Origin of the sequence: Pseudomonas entomophila, from assembly GCF_013523165.1 — a bacterium.
Lineage (GTDB): Bacteria > Pseudomonadota > Gammaproteobacteria > Pseudomonadales > Pseudomonadaceae > Aquipseudomonas > Aquipseudomonas entomophila_A.
This window is the reverse complement of the sequence record NZ_JAAMQI010000001.1, coordinates 43,013-61,849: the sequence shown is the minus strand read 5'-3', so window position 1 is coordinate 61,849 and position 18,837 is coordinate 43,013. Positions and strand designations below refer to the sequence as shown.

The 18,837-nt window shown below is 59.4% G+C and carries 9 protein-coding genes; 2 read left to right on the top strand and 7 right to left on the bottom strand.

From position 1 onward, the window contains the following. Window positions 1-150: 150 nt before the first annotated feature. A complete protein-coding gene (locus G7Z99_RS00225; RefSeq protein ID WP_181090928.1) occupies window positions 151-687 on the top strand; it encodes a fimbrial protein in 537 nt (178 codons plus the stop codon). A 60-nt stretch (window positions 688-747) separates the two neighbouring features. Next, entirely contained in the window at window positions 748-1,488 is a 741-nt protein-coding gene (locus G7Z99_RS00220) for a fimbrial biogenesis chaperone (protein WP_308812264.1), read from the top strand. Here G7Z99_RS00220 and G7Z99_RS00215 read toward each other — a convergent pair. From G7Z99_RS00215 to G7Z99_RS00185, 7 genes are all read right to left on the bottom strand, one after another. Further along, window positions 1,472-2,920, bottom strand: a complete 1,449-nt coding sequence (locus tag G7Z99_RS00215; RefSeq protein WP_181090925.1) for a hypothetical protein — start codon at window positions 2,918-2,920, stop codon at window positions 1,472-1,474. The genes G7Z99_RS00220 and G7Z99_RS00215 overlap by 17 nt on opposite strands. Before the next feature lie 54 nt (window positions 2,921-2,974). Then, window positions 2,975-5,152, bottom strand: a complete 2,178-nt coding sequence (locus G7Z99_RS00210; RefSeq protein ID WP_181090923.1) for an autotransporter outer membrane beta-barrel domain-containing protein — start codon at window positions 5,150-5,152, stop codon at window positions 2,975-2,977. Window positions 5,153-5,276: 124 nt separating this feature from the next. Beyond that, the gene (locus G7Z99_RS00205) at window positions 5,277-7,268 is read right to left on the bottom strand and encodes a hypothetical protein (protein WP_181090921.1); all 1,992 of its coding nucleotides are present in this window, start codon (window positions 7,266-7,268) and stop codon (window positions 5,277-5,279) included. A gap of 321 nt (window positions 7,269-7,589) precedes the next feature. Beyond that, a complete protein-coding gene (locus G7Z99_RS00200; protein ID WP_181090919.1) occupies window positions 7,590-11,564 on the bottom strand; it encodes an RHS repeat domain-containing protein in 3,975 nt (1,324 codons plus the stop codon). 11 nt (window positions 11,565-11,575) lie between these two features. Beyond that, the gene (locus tag G7Z99_RS00195) at window positions 11,576-14,443 is read right to left on the bottom strand and encodes a hypothetical protein (RefSeq protein WP_181090917.1); all 2,868 of its coding nucleotides are present in this window, start codon (window positions 14,441-14,443) and stop codon (window positions 11,576-11,578) included. Then, window positions 14,440-16,911, bottom strand: a complete 2,472-nt coding sequence (locus G7Z99_RS00190; protein WP_181090915.1) for a hypothetical protein — start codon at window positions 16,909-16,911, stop codon at window positions 14,440-14,442. The genes G7Z99_RS00195 and G7Z99_RS00190 overlap by 4 nt, the downstream gene beginning before the upstream one ends. Window positions 16,912-16,934: 23 nt before the next feature. Beyond that, entirely contained in the window at window positions 16,935-18,758 is a 1,824-nt protein-coding gene (locus G7Z99_RS00185) for a hypothetical protein (protein WP_181090913.1), read from the bottom strand. Between the last annotated feature and the right edge of the window lie 79 nt (window positions 18,759-18,837).

Sequence of the window (18,837 nt, the reverse complement as noted above, 5' to 3'; positions counted from 1 at the left end):
AGCACAAGTCGATTCACCTTACAGACGTATGACGGCACGCTGCCTAATCTGCGCTTCGTCCCGAGGCAGGCACACACCCGCCCCAGGGGGATACCAGAAGGTCAGCCTTGCAAAGGCTGGCCTGCATCGACCGACATACGGACATTCACCATGAAACGATCCCTCATTACCCTATCCCTAATGACCGCTGCCAGTGCTGCGCACGCACTACCCGATACCGGCACCATCCTGTTCTCAGGCAAAGTGAACGGCAATACCTGTTCAATCGAAATCACCGATCCGGGCAATGGCGCAGTGCTGAACCCGGTTGTATTGCCTGAAGGCAAAGCGACCCAGTTCACTGCCATAGGCGAGGAAAGCGCGCCAGTCTCCTTCGGCATAAAAATCACTGACGGCACCGGCTGTGACACCACCGGCAAAAAAGGCTATGTGTCATTCGCCGGTATGGATGGCGCGGCGGGTCAGAACAACGAGCTGCATGCCCTGCGTTCTGGCAGTGCCAAGGGCGTGGCGCTGGCGATCAAGGACAGCTCCGACACCCTGATTGCCTATGGTGCCAACTCCAAGGAATACGACCTGAACGCTTCCAAGACCATGGTATTTAAGGCCAATCTGCGCTCGACGGCCGATTCGGTCAGCCCAGGTCCGGTCAATGCCACAGTACCGTTCGTCTTCGACATCAAGTGATGCCGCGCCAGGCTGCGCGGCATGCGGCCTGGTCCTAGCCCAACCTGCGAATCGATGCCCATGCTTTCCTCCGCCTCACGATACCTTTACCAAGCCCTGCCTGCGCTGGCGCTGGCCCTCGCACTGCCAGCGGCAGAAGCGGCACTGACCCTCAATGCGACCCGCATCGTCCACGACAGCGATTCACGCAGTTCATCCGTACTGGTCGCCAACCCTACCAACCGGCCCTTCGCCGTGCAGACCTGGGTCAATACCCTTGAGGACGATACCCTTACGGCGGTACCACTGATGCCGACGCCCGTGCTGTTCCGACTGGATGCCGGCAAAGAGCAGATGGTACAGATCAATGCCCTGCCCACGACGCTGCCACAGGACCGCGAATCGCTGTTCTTTTTCAACGTCCAGGAAATCCCCCAGCAGACCGAGGTGCGCAACAGCCTCAACATCGCCATGCGCACCCGCATCAAGCTGTTCTATCGACCAAGCCAGCTCAAGGATGCACCCGACAGCCAACTCAAGCGCTTGAGCTGGTCGTTGCGCCAGCATGAAGACGGCCTGCATCTGGTCGTGAACAACCCCACGCCTTTCCACTACACCTTCGACCGGCTGCAGGTCAGTGGTGCCGGACAGTCGGAGAAGCCCGATGCCCGGGCCATGGCCATGCCGTTCAGCGAGCAGCGCTACCGGCTTGCCAACATTCGCCCGCAACCAGGGCTGTACGTCACCTTCAACACCCTCAACGACTATGGCGCAGCCACCGCATTGGTGCAGCAGCCCTTGGCGCTCATGCCAGCAAAGTGATATTCAGCGGTTGGAAGTTCGGCAGCTCCGGCCATGTACGGCCGGCGTCGAAACTGGCTTTCACCTCGACGCTGATGTTCTGCCCCACCACCAAGCCACGCAGAAACGACAGCGGCACCAAGGCATCGCGCCTTGACCCGATGCCCAAGGCAAGCTCTTCCTGGCTAACGGCATGGTTACGCATGACCGAGAAGCTTTGCGCCCCGGCGGCAGACACGCCGGAGACGTCGATCCTGATCCTTTGGTCGGTGCTGATCAGCTTCCACGCCGCCAACGTGATGGCGGGGTCTTGCGTCTGTTGGCTCAGACGCAGGGTAGTGCCCGTCGCCCCCGACAACTGCGGAGTAGGCAGGCTCGAACGTGGCAAGGGGTTGACCTTGACCCGCCGCACCGCCGACTGCAGCAGCCCCTCGCGGGTTTCGACGAGGTAACGCACCACCACGACCTTGCCGCTCATGGCTGCAACATTGCGTTCGGCAATAGCGTAGCGCCTGATCCCCGGAACCCCCGGGACGTCCTGTGCGCCAACCTGTCCTACACCCCAGCTCACTGTGAAGGGTTCGTTCAGGCCAATCACTGCCTCGCTGGGGATGTGAACCTGCAACGGCGCCTCGAGCGCGATCAGCTCCAAAGTCAAGGTGTCACCGCCGCCCATCGCCAGTGGCACCTCGACCCAAGGCAGCACGCGCGGTACCGGTTGTGCATCGATCACGAGCGCTTTGGGTACCGCCGCCTGGCTCTCGTTGCCGGCCCGGTCACGTATTCGGTATTGCGCATAGCGCGTACCGTCGCCTCGCTGACGAATCATGTCGCCGTCATAGTCGATGGTCACCGGCAAGCCTGCGTCCTGCTCACTCAAGGTCTGCTCGCCGACGCACGTGTCATCCAGCGGCTCATCGTCCCAATAGTAGATGATCGTGTCACCGGCACGAACCTGCTGGTAGGCTGGAACCTGTCCTTGCAGCTTGTTGCCATGCCCCTTGAGAAATGCATCGGTGACATCCTGCCCATCCAATTCGACAAACGACAAGCGTCCCCGGTTGCCCCCCAGCACGGGCACCGTACGATCGATGGTCAGTGTAAGCGCCGAGGAGTCGCTCACGGCGCTGTTATAGATACGCACCTGATAGGTGACGTGTATCTCGCCTTCCTTGAGCAAATGATCAAGGGGGACGTCGATGAAGCAGTCACTCGCCGCGATAGGTGCATCGAAGGTCTTGCCAGCGATGAAGTTGCCATTCCAGAACAGGCTCAACGTTTCCGGTGTTGCCGGAGAGGGCATCGAAATCGGCCATGGCGGCACCTCGATACGCAACGGCATGGCCAGCGCTGCAACGGGCAGCAGACCCGGTTGCCCGCCTGGAATATCGGCCAGGGCTACCGGTGCATGAGGAGGTGCCAGCAGATCGATGTGACGCGGAGCAGTCGCCATGAAACGTTCCTCCAAGACGGGTAGGAAGGCGAGCTGTCGCGCGCCCAACCACTCTTACCACCGATAGCTCAGGCCCACGTTGGCACCCCAAGGCTGCTCGATGCGTTCACCGTGGCTGTAGTCGAAATCGGCATGCAGTTGCAGGCGCTCATCCAGCGCAACCGAGACGCCGGCACCGGCCTCGGCACGCGAGCCCGCCAGATCATTGTCAAAGCGAGTGTCGTTGACCTTGACCTGATTGTTGTCGGCGAATTCGTGAGCATAGGCGAGACGTAGATACGGCTGTACGAACCGTCCTGCGCCCAGGTCGAACGTCCGTCCCAGGGTAGCCCCGGCCTTGCCGAGCAACGAGCGCGTGTCGTCGCCGCGGACCTCGAGGCCGTTGTCCAGGCGATAGTCCTTGCCCGCGATGGTAGCGGCCGACCACTGGGTGTAGGGTTCGACGAAGTAGCCGTTGCCCAGCGACAGATGACGACCGAACTCCACGGAGGCACCCACGCCGATGTTGTCATAACTGCCCTTGGCGCGTTGACCGTCGCTGAGCGTCACCTCTGAATCGTTGTCGAAGCGGTTGAGCTTGACCATGCTGTCGAGGTAGTAGCCGCTGCTTGCGCTCAGCCAGGTTGCATACACTCCCAGGTAGTAGCTCTTGACCTCGGCCGAGCCACCACGGGTCAGGTTCAGATCGGAATTGCTGTGGCCTGCCAGCACACCGGCCATCCATTGTCCGTCGCCCCATGGCAACGGCGTGTCGGCGCCGAGCGAGAAACCTTGCTGCGTCTGCCGGTAACCGGCCTGACCGTCGACGTTGTACTGGTTGCCATAGGCACGGCCCCAGGCGCCTGTTCTACGCGGATCCAGTCGGAGTTCGCCAAGTCGGCCACGCAGCGTGGCCAACTCGCCATACCACACGGTGGGTGCCGTGTTGAACAAGACCAGGGCCGAGGCAGTGCCTGGGGAGATCGTGTCACTGACGCCTTCCAGAAACCAGTCACTGCCGCGCTGCACCAGAGCGTAGGAGAACGTCCCGACGTCGACCGGGCCACCCAGTAGCGCGAACGTTGCATCCCCACCTCCGGCATGCACCAGTTGCACAGCTTCCGACGTGGTGGGTTCGGCACCGCTGCTGCCGACTAGCAGGCCGTGATTGCCGGTTGCAGTACCGGTGACGTCGAGTACGTCGGTCTCTCCAGTGGCGAAATTGGTATCCATGATGAACGTACCGCTGCCCGACAGTTCACCTAGCGTCAGACGCTGGTACTGATTGGCCTCGCCAAAACGCACTTCGCCTGCGCTCATGTTCAGCTTGCCGATCTGACTGTCTTCGATCAGGGTCCAGCGTCCCTGGTTGGCCAGGGTAAGGCTATCGACGTTTTGCAGGCGCCCGGCAAGGTGCGCCTGATTGGTGAGCGTCACGGTGGCCGAGGAGCCCAGCTCAGCGCTGATATCGCCGTTCAGTTGCGCGCCATCCGCCGTGAAGTTCGCCGTCGAGTCGTTCACGACCTCCAGCAATGTGCCGTCGCTGCCTTTCAGGGTCGCACCCGGGCCTACCAGAATGTCGGCTTGGGCCTGCCCCAAGAAGGGATTGCCCACCAGGATCGCGGCGCCGTCCAGACCCTCGACATGCGTGTCGACGAGGTTGATTCGGGTCGCTTCGGGAAACGCTGTATCGACGAACACTTGCAGGCCATCGCTGGCGCCAATCATCGTGCTGCCCTGAGCGTTCAAGGTGCTGCTGCCGAAGAGCAGTGCGGCAGCCGACGTCCCGGTGCCAACCAGGGTGCTGTTCTGCAGGCTCAAGGTCGAATGGGCGCTGAGCGATGCCCCCCCGGCACCCCCTGTGATCTGGCTACCGTTCACCGTCACCGTCGAACCGGCAGCGTCCCGGCGCAGCAAGCGCAGGGCAGTGGTGTTGGAGCGTACGCTACTGTCAGCGATGAACGCAGTCGATGCCGTAGTCGCCACTCCTTCGGCTCGCCCGCCATCGACCGTACTACTCTGCATGTTCAGCTCACCACCCGGGTTTATCGAAATACCGAGCGTACTGGCACCCGTGGCATTGAGCCGCCCGCCAGCGTTGACCTCGTAGCTGTCTAGTGGGTCGGTTGGACCGATGGTTTCCTCCTGATCCACCGGAGTAAGCGCCCAAACGGGCGTAGTGCAGAACATCAGCATCGATGCGCGAAGCACGCGTGTCAGCGACGTGAAGGTCAAGGCGTGAGTGCTGGTCATGAAAATCCCTGTGACAAAGGAGACATGGAATGACCCACCGGGTCGAAGACCCGCGAAATTACCCAGAAAAACCGCCAAACGATGTAGGAAAAGCCGACAATTCTGTTCGGCTTTTCTACAACCCTCAGGGCCTCAATGGACAGGCGCCGATGACGTCATGCATGGATACGATCTGCTCCTCCACATCCGAGGTATACACCTTGTTCGCTAAGGTGAATGAGTAATGCACCCGCCCGCGCCCATCAAGCGTGGGTGGGACACTCTGATCGAACTCATAGATGGGCAAGATGTGCTGGTCATAGGGTTGGACCCGCCACACGAAACCATTGAGGTTGGCCGCCGTCAGCACGACGTCCTCACTGAGGTCGACCCCCGGTATGGGGGTCTCGTCCGTAAAGCCGTGTACGGCAGTCCACTTGAGGGTGACCGTGCTGCCAACGGCAAGCCCATATTGCGCCAGATCGGGCACCTGTACACGGATGGCGGGGTCAAGGGGGCTGGGCGCTGCATCATCATACAGCGCGGCGCACGTCAGCCAACCGACGGGCGCTTCGGTGTTGCCGCCCAGAAACTCAGGCTTGTCTGGATGGATACCGATGGCCGACACCGCCACCGGCACGTTTCTGGACAGCACGATGTTCGGGTTACCCGGGCGACCGACTCGGTAATGCACAGGAATGTCGCCGTTGCCTTGCGCCTTGATCGCAGCCCAGGGCACCACGCGTTCCAGCACTTGTCCGATGTCAGCGGCGGCAAGCAAGTAATCGAGCGTATCGAGATGCACGTCGTTCCAATAGAAGGTGAGAACATCGTCTTCGCGCAACGAACCATCGACCAGCAGTACCAGTCTGGCGTCCTGATACTCGTCCTTGGGCAACAGTTTGTTGAGCGTATCGGACGTTTCCCCGTAGACCTTTGGTGCCGGCAGACGGGGGTTGACCGGGTCAGGCCAGTCCGGATCAGGATCGGGTCCCGGATCGACTGGACCAATCCGCTCCAGATTGACACTGACCTGAATGGCACTCCTGCCTTGGGGAACCGTGCCCCGACGCACCTCATACGCGACGTCGACCGTTACCTCCCCCGTGCTGGCAGCACCGTAGCTGTTCCAGACGGTTCTGCCAGAAATGTCGAAGACCTGCGGAAACACACCGGCATTTCCCAGCTCACGCCACGGTTGAGCCGCACCGCCCCAGATGGCGCGAACCTGGTCGGTTGGTTTGTAGTTGTCGAAGGACGGTACATGGACTTGGACACCATTGAACACATCCTGCTGCGTGACCAGGCCTGCCGTCACAGTCGGGACCAACGGCGCCTTCAGGTTACTTGGCAGGGACCCAATGGCCACGCCGATTTCCGTATACTCGGAAAGACGGCTGACGTTACCGGCCTTGTCCTCCAGCGCGTACAGCACATAAACCCCTCCGTCGCCCAGGGCGCGAATGGTGTCGGCAGGCACGGTGAGCATTTGCGGCAAGGTCGCCTCGACCGGTGCCATGCCAGTCGGTGGCACCGCGCTGGGGTCGTCAGGTAGCTCGTTGAGCCAGAACCAATACACCTTGTCGCCGTCTGCCCGATCGGCATAAGGGGGCAACTGCAACTTCACCGCCCCAATGTTGCTGTCGGTAACGTCGGCAATGGAAGGGAATTTCGCCGGTGTGGTGTTTCGATAAGGGGGGAAGCGATCGAACTTCAGCGCCAGGTCGTCCGACACACTGGATGCATTGTTGTAGCTGCGCACTTCGTAGTTGAAGGTGTTATTGCCCTCCCCCCATTCATCGAGTTGCGACCTGGAAAAATCGAGCTGCAACGGAAACTCGCTGGCATTGTTCTGGTTGTACTCCCCACTGAAGACCACCTTGTTGCTCTGCACATGCCTGACGGTCAGCGTGTCTACCAGGCCCGGTACTGGGGGCGCCAGATTCGGCCAAGACGCGATACTCAGCCTGAACGTCAGCTTGTCGTCCAGCAGGTACCTGGACCAAACGGTCATGTCTGTCTTGTCTGCCAACAATGTATCATCGATCCGTGGTGCCTCGAGTGGCGCCAAGGCCTGAACGTGGGCGGCACGGCGGATGGCCTTGCGGTATACCTGCTTGTCGTTGAAATCATTCATGGCGCTGAGGTTCCCGGGTCAGTTGGACCTCTGATCGCTTTCATCCTTCAGAGGTGTTCGATGCGGCCCGCTCGGTGGCTCAGACAGAGACGAACCAGAACGTGTCGCTTACGGTTGAGCACCAGCGTGCTCATAACCTGACAGCGCCACAACTGGCATTTCTATCAGTTCGCTGACCGCTTGAACGTTGATACGAGCGATCGAGCAGCTGACGCCCACTGCAGCCAGGCGGGCTGCGTCACGCGCAGTGCTCCATGGCATGGCGCACCCTGAAAAAGGCCCATGCATGCACGGGCCGATTCACTTCAGCTGCCTGGTGTATCAACTGCTCTGGCTGGCCAGACGGTCCACAGGGTCGTAACCGTATGTGCAGGATTGCGCCAGCTCATCCTGCGTCGCAGGCACGTTGACTTCGATCAGCCTGCCAAGAGGGTCGTAGCTCAAGGCACGCTGCTTTTCATCCTTGATCAGGTTCCCATTATCGTCGTAGGTCAACGTCACATTGCCGGATTGATAATCGGCATGGTCGTTCTCGATTCCGGTCAATTGCGCAGGGTCGGCGGCATTGCCGAACAGGTAACGGGCCGTATTGCGCCCCTCTGGGAACGCCGTCCGAACCTGGATGATATTGTCCAGTTCGTCCATGCGGAACAGCTGCTCCTGAATAACCTTGCCGAATGGGTCGATCGGGGACAACTCGCCCTCGCTGGTGTACTTTTCCAACCGAGCGCGGTCATCGTACTGGTAGGTTTCCGCGCGCAGGTTCGTCTGCCCTTCAGCCAGGGTGCGGCTGACCAACGCATCCCGCACGTCATAGGTCTGCGCCAAGGTTTGCACGGTGCCGTTGATGTCGAACGTGCGCAGGATTTCACGATCGAACTCGTCATAGGCCAGGGTCGTGGTGAGGTACTGCGCCCCGTCCTGAGTGTGCACCTTGATTTGCCGACCCAAGGTATCGTAATGGAAGCTGGCGCTCAGATCCCCGAGCCTGGTTTCATGCAGATCGCCCGCCGCATTGTACGTATAGTGCTGAGTCTGGCCCAGCACGTCGGTGTAGCTCAGGTCTCGCTCACGCAGGCTCATCTGGTAGTGCATGGTGTACTCGTCGGCCTCAAGGCCACGGGTCTCCGACTTCACCGCCCCAAAGCTGAAATACGTTCGCTGCAGGGCCTGCCCTTGCTCGGCACAGTCGACTAAACGCGCATTCTTCGGATCGAAGCTGAAGGTGGTTTCCAGATTCTGGGTGCGGGCGGCGCTGCCGGGATTGACGACCTTGCGGTGCACGGGTTGCTCGCTGAGCTGAAGGTTGTAGCGGTATTCGATGGTTTCCCCGGCAGGCGTGATGACTTTATGCGGCTGGCTTTGCCCTGGGCTGTAAAACAGCTTGCGCACTCTCCCGCCAGTCGTGGCCTCGATCATGCGATCCAGGCCGTCGAAGCGCTGCTTACCCAGTACCTTGCTGCCGACCTTGATCAACACCGGCAGGTCCTCATGGCTATGCGCAGCATAATCACGGTGCACCACGCTTCCGTCCGCCAGCCTCTGGTCCACCAATCGGTCGAACACATCGTACGTGGACTGCTGGGTAGCCTTGCGCGCATCGACTTCGGTCGTCAAACGCCCGAGGCCATCGTAGTGGTAGTGCTGCACGCTGTAGGAAACGCTTGCCATGGACGAGCGGTCGATACTGAAACGCTCGACCTGCACAGGCTTTTCGAACAAGTTGAAACGGGTGACCGTCTTGCCGGTACGACCAAGGCCGCCTGGCTGCAGCAGCTCGCCGCTGCCGGCATCGCGCAACTCACCATCGGCTGATTCACGCCAGACCGTCTGCATTGGCCCGAAGCGCCAGTGTTCATCACCCTGCGGGTCGGTCTGCTCGAAGTGCTTGACGCCATCCGGGGTTATCTGGCAATACGACTGACCCCAGTCATCATACAGATAACAGGTGGTGTACCCGGTCTCCGCCGAGGTCGCATGCACGGGTCGATCAGCCCGTTGTGTCGATCGTGCATCAATGTTGACAGGGTCGTAATCCAACCAGTCATATTCGGTTTCCTCGACCAGATTGCCCAGCCCGTCGTATGCCATGGCGTTACTGGCACGAAATGCCGGAGCACGCAGTTCGTCAGGGTTGTCCGCATCGTAGCGTTCCACTGCGACCGCACGGCTCAAACCGTCGACCCATGTGCGTGTGACCACGCCCTTGACATCTTCGCTGGTCTGCTGAGCCTGCTGGCCGGCGATCGTCACGAGGCTATACGTGTAGCGTCGAGACGCCTTGAAGGAGGCGTCATTAGGCGAGACGGTCTCTTCGACCACCCGACGCAGAGCGTCATAGGTATAAGCGATCTCCACGTCGTTGTCATCACGGTTGAGCAACGGCTGATTGATCAACGTATCATGCCGCAAGGTAATCACCTTGCGACTGTCTCGCAAGGTTCCATCTTCCAGCGCTTCGCCATGATCGAAACCAAGCAGCGTCTGCACGGTTTGCAGCACATGGTCACCGATGACTGCGGACATGTCGTACTGGTAGGCGGTCGTGGTGGATTCGCCGCCCTGGGTCGCGACCTGCTGCCTGACGCGCCCATGACGCAGCGGGTCGTCACTGGCGACAAAGTAGTCGTAGGCGGTGAAACGATGAACCTGCCCGGTCTCGCTTTCCTCACTGGCAAGCGCCAGAAGCGTTTCGTCCTTGGCCTGCAACATGCCTGCCGTGTCCTGCGCACCGTCCAGTGCCTGCAGACCTACATAGGTATACCGGGTCCGCAGGATCGCGGCCGCTGGCTGGTCGTTGTCGCCCGCGCCCGGGATCACGGTCTGGTCACGCAGACTGCGGACGAAACCGTGAGGATCAGGCGGGCAATCGCCACCCTCCCCCGCTGCGGGGAAATAGCGATACCGCGTGCGAGTCCCATTGGCCAACGCCTCTTCCAGCGGATTGCCGAAGTCGTCGAACGTGGTCCTGTCGACTTCCTCGCGCGGCCAGGTCGACCCTGTGCCCAGTCGCCAGCGGCGCGTGGTGCTGGCGGGCATCTGGAAGTACCGAGGCTGCACGGAAAAGCGCTGGCCAGGCCTTTCGTGGTAGACCGTGACCACCTCCTGCTCGTGGCCATTCTGCAGGGTGACGTGTCGGGTCAGGAGGTGAAAGCGGTTGTAATAGCTGGTTTCAAGGCGCACCACTTGCCCTGGCGCTTGCTCATCGGCGTTCAGGTAGTGGCTCGTCACCGTATGGTACTCGTAGTCACTGCCGGTAAACATGTAGAGGTTGTCCAGGCCATTGTCGACCCAGCCCACACCCGCGGCACCCCAGCCCAGAAAGTTGCGATCCGAATAGGCATAGGTGGTCAGCATGGCCGGTTGTCCGGCACCGGGATTGAGCACATGACGCTTGACTCTGGGCAACGGCGGGTGCGCATCCCCAGGAAACTTATGTCCGAGATTAGTACCATGCTCATGCTCGATGTGCTCGGTGCCACCGACCGGGTTGTACACTGTTTTCAGCAACGCCAGGCGACGCCCTGATGCCTGTTCGACCTGGTTGTATTCGAAGCGCCAGCTGCCCTTGTTCGGCGAAGCAGCATCCTGGTCATAGGGCAGTTCTACCATGTACACGACCCGCAGGGCTGGCGACCCCCGATTTTCGAGCTTCAATCCATAGCGCGCCAGCGGTCTGCCCTGTCCTTGCGCCTGCGGATGCAGATCCAGATACACCTCGCCGCTGGCATAGCTCACTGCCAGCAGGGGCAGCCCGGTGCCATCCTCGACTCGCGTCAGACAGGGCACGCCATAGTGGCTGTGGCCATAGGAAAGACTGATCCAGTGTCCGGTAGCCGCTTCGACACGCACTGGCAGCGCCACGGCATTTTCGCCCGTCCCTTGCAACCGCAGAAATTCCACCAAGCCCGATTTGTGCACGACCCGCCAACTGTTGGTACTGTCCTGATGCAATTGGAACGTCAACAGCTTGCGTTCGTCGATACCCAGGCCGGTGCCATCACCCTGATCAGACCCGGTCACTTTGTAGCGCTCACCGGTGTGCAGGTCGAGCATGTTGCTTGCTGGTACATACTGGGTGAGATTCAAGCTCCATCCATGGCCAAAGCCTGCATCCTGCTGGCTCATCGGGTTGAAGCTCAGGCGCAACGGTAGCGCTGGGCCACTCAGGTGATTGCCTGTCAGCTCCGGCAGCACCACGCCAAGAGCGTACTGGCCTGTACGCGGATCGACACTGTTCTGCATGAAGCTCATGAAGTTGAAGGCATTGGAATGCACGAAGTTTTTATCGTTCATCAGTGGCCTCCTTAGGCGCCTACGTTGAGTACGAGGGTATTGCGATTGTCCATGACCGAACGCCCTTCGAAATCCACGCGAAGGCGATGCCGGTTGCCGTCTTCGTCGAACAGCTCGATCTGCAGGGGCTCATCCAACGCACTCCGGTATTGCTTGTGCAGGCTGCCCTTGGCCATCTTGTCGTGCCAGTAGGGCATATTGGGTAGCCGATGCAGGCTGATCAGCAACTGGCCTTTGCCGGGCACTTTGTGGTCGACGAAGTCCTTTCTCAGGCCTTCGTACTTCAGCTCCTCAGCCATCGCCAGCAGGCGCCCGTCGATGGTTAATTCAGTGGGAGCCTCTTCGCCTGGGGGGTTGAAGGCATAGGCCAGGTAGCTGAAGTAGGTTTCATTCACCTGCTCGCTTTCCCAACGCACTGCCGATGCCGCACTCAACGTGCAGGTGCGAAAATTCACGGGCACCCCCAGGTGGGTACAGGACAACGTCCAGTAGTCGATGCTCTCATCGCAGAACGCGAACTCTTCCACGGGATATCCCGGCTGCGGCGCGGGCGGTGGCGGATCATTGAACACGCGCTCACGCTTGAGCTCGTATTCACTGATCGCAAAGCTCGGTGCGGCCAGGCTTCGCACCTTGAGTACGGTACTCATGTCCCGCGAGTCCCATTCCCCGCCAGTATCTTTGGTGAATTTGGCGTACAATTCGGTGCCCCCTGCAACGGTGCTGTGCAAATAGAACAGTTTGCGGCGGATGGCACCCTCGCCCTTCATCAACCTGCCTGGCGTAGGCGAGCCACGGTACCTGAACGGGTTACGCGCAAGGTTGACATGCCAGGGTGCCACGCCCGGGCCGGGCAGCACCCCCTCGGCGTTCGCTTCCACGAACGGCAGCTGGACGTTGCTGATCTGGTCGTAGAACTTCAGCGTCGACAGTTCAGTCGGGCTTATAGGGATCTCCAGCAGGTTCACCGTTTGGGTTTCGATCGTGACCAGCACCTCTATCTGTTGCATGCCGTTGGCCAGGCATTCGCTCGTACCTACTGCCTCAAGGCTGAACGTGTTCAGACTACTCCAGGTGGGGGGCACCGTCGAGCGCTCGGCCAACTCGACGAGCGCGTAACCGCTGGCCTTGCCATCGACTTCCGCCATGATCAGGCTTGCGATACTGCCGCGCTGAGGGGGTGGGGTGAAGAGCCCGTCCTGGGTGATGGTCCCCTCGCCGAAGACCTTCCAAAGCGTGGCGTTAGGCATGGGCAGTTTCAGTGTGCGCCCATCCTTGAGGGTAACGACGTCATCCTTTATCCGAAACTGCACAGGCTCACTGGCCTGCAGTTCGCTCACATAGTCGGGATCGAGCGTCAGGGTAGGCGCCCAGGCGAGGATCATGACGACTGCCTCTGCCTCGACATTGCCCTCGCGCGCGATGACACGCTGAAAAAGCACTTCCGGCTTATAGCCTTCGGGCACGAATGGCTCAAACTTCGCAAGCCCTCCCCCCAGGTCCTCCAATATGCCAAGTTGGGGCTCGTCATCGGCCAGCGACCAGGTGACCGTCGGCGAACTTAGCAGGTCTACAGCGGCATTTCCCTCGGCCCAACCGGTCACTCGCGGTGAAATCGTCAACGACTCGTCAGACTCGACGATCAGGGCATTGCGCAGCTGCGGCCCCGCAGGCCCCTGATGTTGGTTGGAAACCACGACTACCTGCTGCGCCTGGCGCAGCGTGCCCTTGGACGATGCGGTATAGCGTCCCTGGCTGCTGATGTCAGACGTGCCTGTGGAATACTGTATGTGTTCGGCGCTCCACTGCTGCGGGTCAGCCGTCTGCCGGGTCGCCCCCAGCAGCACGAACTGCCGTGCCTGGCCCGCCGTGACCTGGCTGCGCAAAGGCTCGACCATGAGGGAGCGCACGGAGGGGCCAACGCGGCCGAACACAGCCCGGTCCAGCGGGTCATGCTGCTCCAGAGCATCGATCTGAAACGCATTGGGCATGCGCACCTGATCGAACAGATTGACCTGGTAGCCATCGAGCAACCCCTTGAGCTCACTGTTGAGCAGGACGGTGGCACTGAAGGGTGAAGCGCCTCGTGCGTCGAGGTCATCAGGAATCAGATAAGGAAACGCTGCCGGGTTGCTCGGCAAGCTGCCTGGCCTACTGCCGACGTTGAGTTGGCAAAATAGCACCAGAGCACCATCACCCTCATGCACAGCCCCCTTGAGCGTGGCTTCTGGATGAGGCTGGGTACGCACGGCGAACGTTTTCGGGGACAGCGGCCCGAAGGCACTGAAATCGAGGCTGAGGGCCACTGAGGTTTGCCGATACGAAGGATGCTCGAGGATCCGCTTGCCGAAACGATCGCCTATCACCAGGTCGGCGTAGGGAGTCCCCCCCAAATTGCAGATCGGCTGCTCGGCCTTGGCCAAGTCCACGACCAGCCGTCCTTGGTTGGTAATACTTTGGGTCCGTACCTCGAGCGGCAGGGTCATGCTTACTCGGTAACCCATGTTTTCATGCAGGTTCATGCTGTAATTAAGCCTCGGCGGACGCCCGGCGAAATGCAGCTTGGAGACCACGCTGCCGGTCAGGATCGGCATGCTGAGCGTGGCACTGGCATTGGCCATCGATGCGTTTTCGAACGACAGCTGGGGTGGACCGAGCACGACGTTGGACAATGTCATGCGCTCGGTACTGGTTTCATCCACGGAAAATGTGTCACTGAAAGGCAGGATGAACCGCTGATCGTCGAATGCCGCCAGAAACTCCTGCTCAAGCAGACGATTGAGTTGCGAGCGGCCGATCGCCACGATCGCCCCCCAGTCGTGCATCACTCCACCTTGGGCCAAACGCTGTAACAGGGCGGTCTTAGAGTTGACGGTCATGGTCTTACCTCTTTGGTCATGCTGATGAAACTGCTGGCAGTTACGAATGGGACGGGCAGAATGGCCATCGCCCAGTACCAGTTTCTTAAGTCATATTCCACCGCCGCTACCACGGCATAAGCTTCTTCAGAGTCTGAGTCAGGGATGTAGAGCCCGTTCTCGAACGTCCCAGAGCCTTTGATCAGGTACCACGTAGTGTCGTCAGGATCGACGAGGTAGTCCCCTTTCTTGCCACTTGCCCAGAAAGTCAGTTGCACACCGGCGCCTTTGCCCTCGTAGGTGAACCAATTGGTCAGGTTCTCGAGCGGCAGCAGCACCTGGACTTCCTGACGACTGCCTTTGCTCCCCACGGCCTGCACTTGCTCAACCGCCAGCAGTTGGTCAATGTCCTCCTCGGCACGCCAGGCCTTGCTTTTACGATATTCGAGCCACTCGGGAGCGATCGCCGCAGGCCCGGGCATGGCTTGCGCCGTTGCGGCGGGGGGCACGTAGAGCTTGGAGTAGGGCACGTCAGGGTCGGCGTTCGGGTCGTCGATTACCTTGCCCAAGGCGTTTGCCGACATGCTGAAGGTCAAGGTATCGGTCGGATCCAGCGGAGTAGCGCGAACCTTGTAACCATTGATGCCGCGGTTGACCATCATCACCAGCGGGTCCAGACCGAGGTCTCGGCTCACGATGCCCACTAAGGCTTGGCTTGATGCCGAGCCGGATTTTGCCGTGGCAGTGACAATCACACGCGTGTGCTTGCTTACCAGCGCCGATGCCGGAGGCGAGGTATAGACTCCCGACGTCGCATCAATGGTGCCAGGATTGCCGGTTTCACCTGGCAAGCTCTTGACTGCCCAGGTCACTTCCACACCCGCTGGGTCGGTTTTGAAGGGGTAGGTTTTGCCGCCTGCCGCTACGACGGTCTCGACGGGCGCTACTTGGAAACGTGTCGAATCGGGCGCCAATTGGCCCAGGGTCATCAGGGCGCCCTGTGCACCCACCGAGGTGGGTTTGAAGCTCTGGTCACCTCTGAACAACACGTTATTCAATAAAAACAGGTCAAGTTCGAATCCTATGGCCTGGAATTTAGAAAACTGTGCCTTTACCAGTTCATCAAATGCACGCTTGACGTGCCCGAACCCATCGACCGCTAGCACAGGGAACAGGTATTTTCCGGTCCACCCGTCTTCGAAGGTCACGGTTGTAGACACATCCGTGTTGAGCGCCTGTAAACCCACTCGGCCCGACTCGAGAATACAAAATTCAAGCTCAGTCTTTGCTGAGAACTTACAGACCGACCTAAACCTTTCAACTGATTCAGCGGATATATGATCATCTGGTTGATACAAGATATCGCTTAATGTGGATGAGGTACCTTGCCAATTCACGATCATCTTACCCTGCTCTATACTGAGCTTCGCATTCCCTTCCATGTTCCCGCCTACCCAGTCAAATTCTGAGAACGCGACCTGATTTTTAAAATAACTAAACTTATAATCAGTTGCAATATCGAGCCTAAAACCGTCCTCTATGACATAGCCATTTGTACTGCTCAGTATACCCTCGTCATACTCGAACACCAGGGCGCTCTCAAAGCCGGGGAACGATGCCGTCAAGACACGGATATACTGTGCAAGCACATACGCGTTCTTGAGGATCAAGTTAGCGCTGTAGTCGCCAACGTTTTCTGGCAACAGGTATTGAAACCTACGGCTTGGCAGAGAGGTCTGCGCTTCGTCAAATCCGTCCATGCCGACAAAGCACAGCACCGCACCGTCGCCGGCGGTTGTGCCAAACAGGTGCGTATCAGGAGAAGGCTGAGTACGTACCACGACACGCGTGGGCTTTATCACACTGTCTGTACGTTTGAGTCGGCTGATCTCGAAGGTTTTCTTGTCGCTGCTCAACTGATCGAACTTTTCCTTGAACTTCAGGCCGCCAAGGGTGTCTTCTTCGGCTGTATCAGCGTAGGTGAGATAAAATTCTGTTCCCTTGCTGAGATCAAGACCGATACGACTTTCATTGACAGTGATGTTGACTTCTTCCAAACGTATGCGCATGTGCAAGACGGGCCCATTCAGGGCGTCTGCCATTTTAAGCCGCGTGATTTGGAATTGTTTAGGGTTGTTCGGGTTCTCGATGGTCAATTGCTTGCCACCGACAACGCGCATTTTCAAGTCAGCGCGAGACGACTCGAGATCGGCATTTTCGAACGATAACCGCGGCGCATCGAGCTGATAATCGATCACACGCTCCACGACCGACGGTGTGGACGACGCTTCGAAACTCATTGGCTCTAGCCAGGAGGCACTATTGAAACGCCCGATGTACTCCTGCAACAACACAATGTTCGTTTTGTTTCTGTCATAGGCAAGGATCGCGTCCCACCCTAACAGATTAGGATTTTCCTCCAGGTATTTAATCAACTCATCTTTCGACACACGTGCGACGGCATTACCTTCACCGACCAACTGTTTCATCACTGTTCTCCTAAAACCAGAGGTCAAGCCTGCAGCGTCAACACCAGCGACGGGAAGTCGAACCAGGTGTCGTCTGATGTTTCGTTTTCAAAATTGACTCTCACTTCAATGGTGAAATCAAACCCTTGGCCCTGACTGCTCAACACCTCTCTGCTGAGCATCACGACCACGTTTTCTTGCTGAACTTCATCCGCCGTCACATCCGCGTCCCGCAACGTGGTCACCAGTTGCTGGTGATTGGCTTTAACCCCCCTGAAGATGACACGGACTCTCTGCCCCGCCGCCATGAATACCCAGTCTCGCAAGATCAACGTAGCTCCGTTTGCTGGTACGGCCGCCAGCGACAAGGTGCCACCCAAGGCCTTGTCACATTGGATGGTCGGGTAGCGTGACCGGAGCAATGGCAAAATACGTAATTGCACCAACGGCGACTCTTGGTAGCCACCTGCATCGCGTACCAGGCGGTAGAACACCGGGAAACGCTTGTCTTCGGTCTTATCAGCGGTGGCCTCCATGTTGGCGGCCACGACCGAGGCGGGGACGGCGAAGCGGAAAGGCGGCTTGCTGCCCTCCGGCAGCGTATGCACATGGCGGCCTGCGCTGGAGCGCCCTTGCCAGTGCAACTGCAGACACTCGCCCGAACGCAGCCCAGGGTCGGGTACATCCACATACGCACCGGTTGTCGCGAGGTCCGCATCCAACACCATGTTGGGTTCCGGCGACTCCGACTCCGCATTGTCGATCTGCACGCTCGAAAGCTCCCTAGGCCGCAGCACTTCAAGGTCCAGCTCCTGGGAAACCAATCCCAGGCCCTCACGTGCCACCTGGTACCTCAGCCTCAGCTGCGTCTGGTCGTCCAGCGCATCCGCTCCCAGACAGATTCCCTGGATGCCACTGGCCAGGGTAGTGAGATCGGCACGCAGTGCAGCGCTGCCTGGCTCGTCGTTGACCTGCAGCAGCGTCCAGTCGGCCGTATGCAAGTCTTTATAGGGCGGTATGCGAATGGTCAGACCCTCGGGGAAATCTGCTGGGTCCAGAGGACCGCCCGCATGCCCGAGGATGAAAGGCGCCGCAAGCAATGCCGGGTCGGCAGGAGGCGGTCCGATGCGGTAGGTCTGCGGCGCGCTTTCGAGGAAGCAGCCGTCGACGAACGCTATGCGATAGAAGACGTCGGCATGGCCCCCCTCGAGCCAGTTGAACTCCCCCCTCGGCACTGTCCAGCGGATGTTTCGGCCAACGTTCTGATCGGTTACCAGATAGTCGAACACGAGCTCTCTATCGAATTCGCCATCTTCAAAGTAACCGCTGAAATGCAGGGTGACCTGATCATCTGCCTGCATGGCCTGATACGCCGGCGCCAGGAACCGGCATCCTGCGCTGCCCAACGTTGCAGGATCGATATGCAAAGCATGTCCGCTCAACGCCTGCGCCACCGGCATGTGCTCCATGCGATGGCGACGCACACCGACGAAACAGAACGTACGTAGCGATTCTTCGGGTACGCCAGTGAGGCGCTCATAGGAATAGAACGCATACCCCTGATCGGCTCCGACCAAGAAGGCATTTGGAATGTTGACTTTCAACCGCTTGCTGACCGGATCGAAGTCAGGCGTCTCGACTTCCATCTCCGTGCTCACGTCATCCAACGGCTCACCCGTGGCACTGGCACCTCGCCAATTGAGACGCAGCCGATCGCCCAGTTGGATACCGTCGTACTGGATGAACGTCACCAGAGACTGATCCGCCAGACGTTCAAGGTCAATCTCGTCATAGCCATTGAGAGATTCGATGATCGGGGCAGCGAGCCGCGCCGAGGTGGATAACGTTCTTGCCGTTGAGTCGTTCATGAAGTTGACCGTTGCTTAATAAGACTGGACAACAGTTATAGGCCGATGTGGAACATGCACCAACTGGTAGAATTGACAG

What these genes read in the sequence shown, in the direction of transcription:
- G7Z99_RS00225 (WP_181090928.1), top strand. Translation starts at nt 151, where the DNA reads ATGAAACGATCCCTCATTACCCTATCCCTAATGACCGCTGCCAGTGCT.
- G7Z99_RS00220 (WP_308812264.1), top strand. Translation starts at nt 748, where the DNA reads ATGCTTTCCTCCGCCTCACGATACCTTTACCAAGCCCTGCCTGCGCTG.
- G7Z99_RS00215 (WP_181090925.1), bottom strand. Translation starts at nt 2,920, where the DNA reads ATGGCGACTGCTCCGCGTCACATCGATCTGCTGGCACCTCCTCATGCA.
- G7Z99_RS00210 (WP_181090923.1), bottom strand. Translation starts at nt 5,152, where the DNA reads ATGACCAGCACTCACGCCTTGACCTTCACGTCGCTGACACGCGTGCTT.
- G7Z99_RS00205 (WP_181090921.1), bottom strand. Translation starts at nt 7,268, where the DNA reads ATGAATGATTTCAACGACAAGCAGGTATACCGCAAGGCCATCCGCCGT.
- G7Z99_RS00200 (WP_181090919.1), bottom strand. Translation starts at nt 11,564, where the DNA reads ATGAACGATAAAAACTTCGTGCATTCCAATGCCTTCAACTTCATGAGC.
- G7Z99_RS00195 (WP_181090917.1), bottom strand. Translation starts at nt 14,443, where the DNA reads ATGACCGTCAACTCTAAGACCGCCCTGTTACAGCGTTTGGCCCAAGGT.
- G7Z99_RS00190 (WP_181090915.1), bottom strand. Translation starts at nt 16,911, where the DNA reads ATGAAACAGTTGGTCGGTGAAGGTAATGCCGTCGCACGTGTGTCGAAA.
- G7Z99_RS00185 (WP_181090913.1), bottom strand. Translation starts at nt 18,758, where the DNA reads ATGAACGACTCAACGGCAAGAACGTTATCCACCTCGGCGCGGCTCGCT.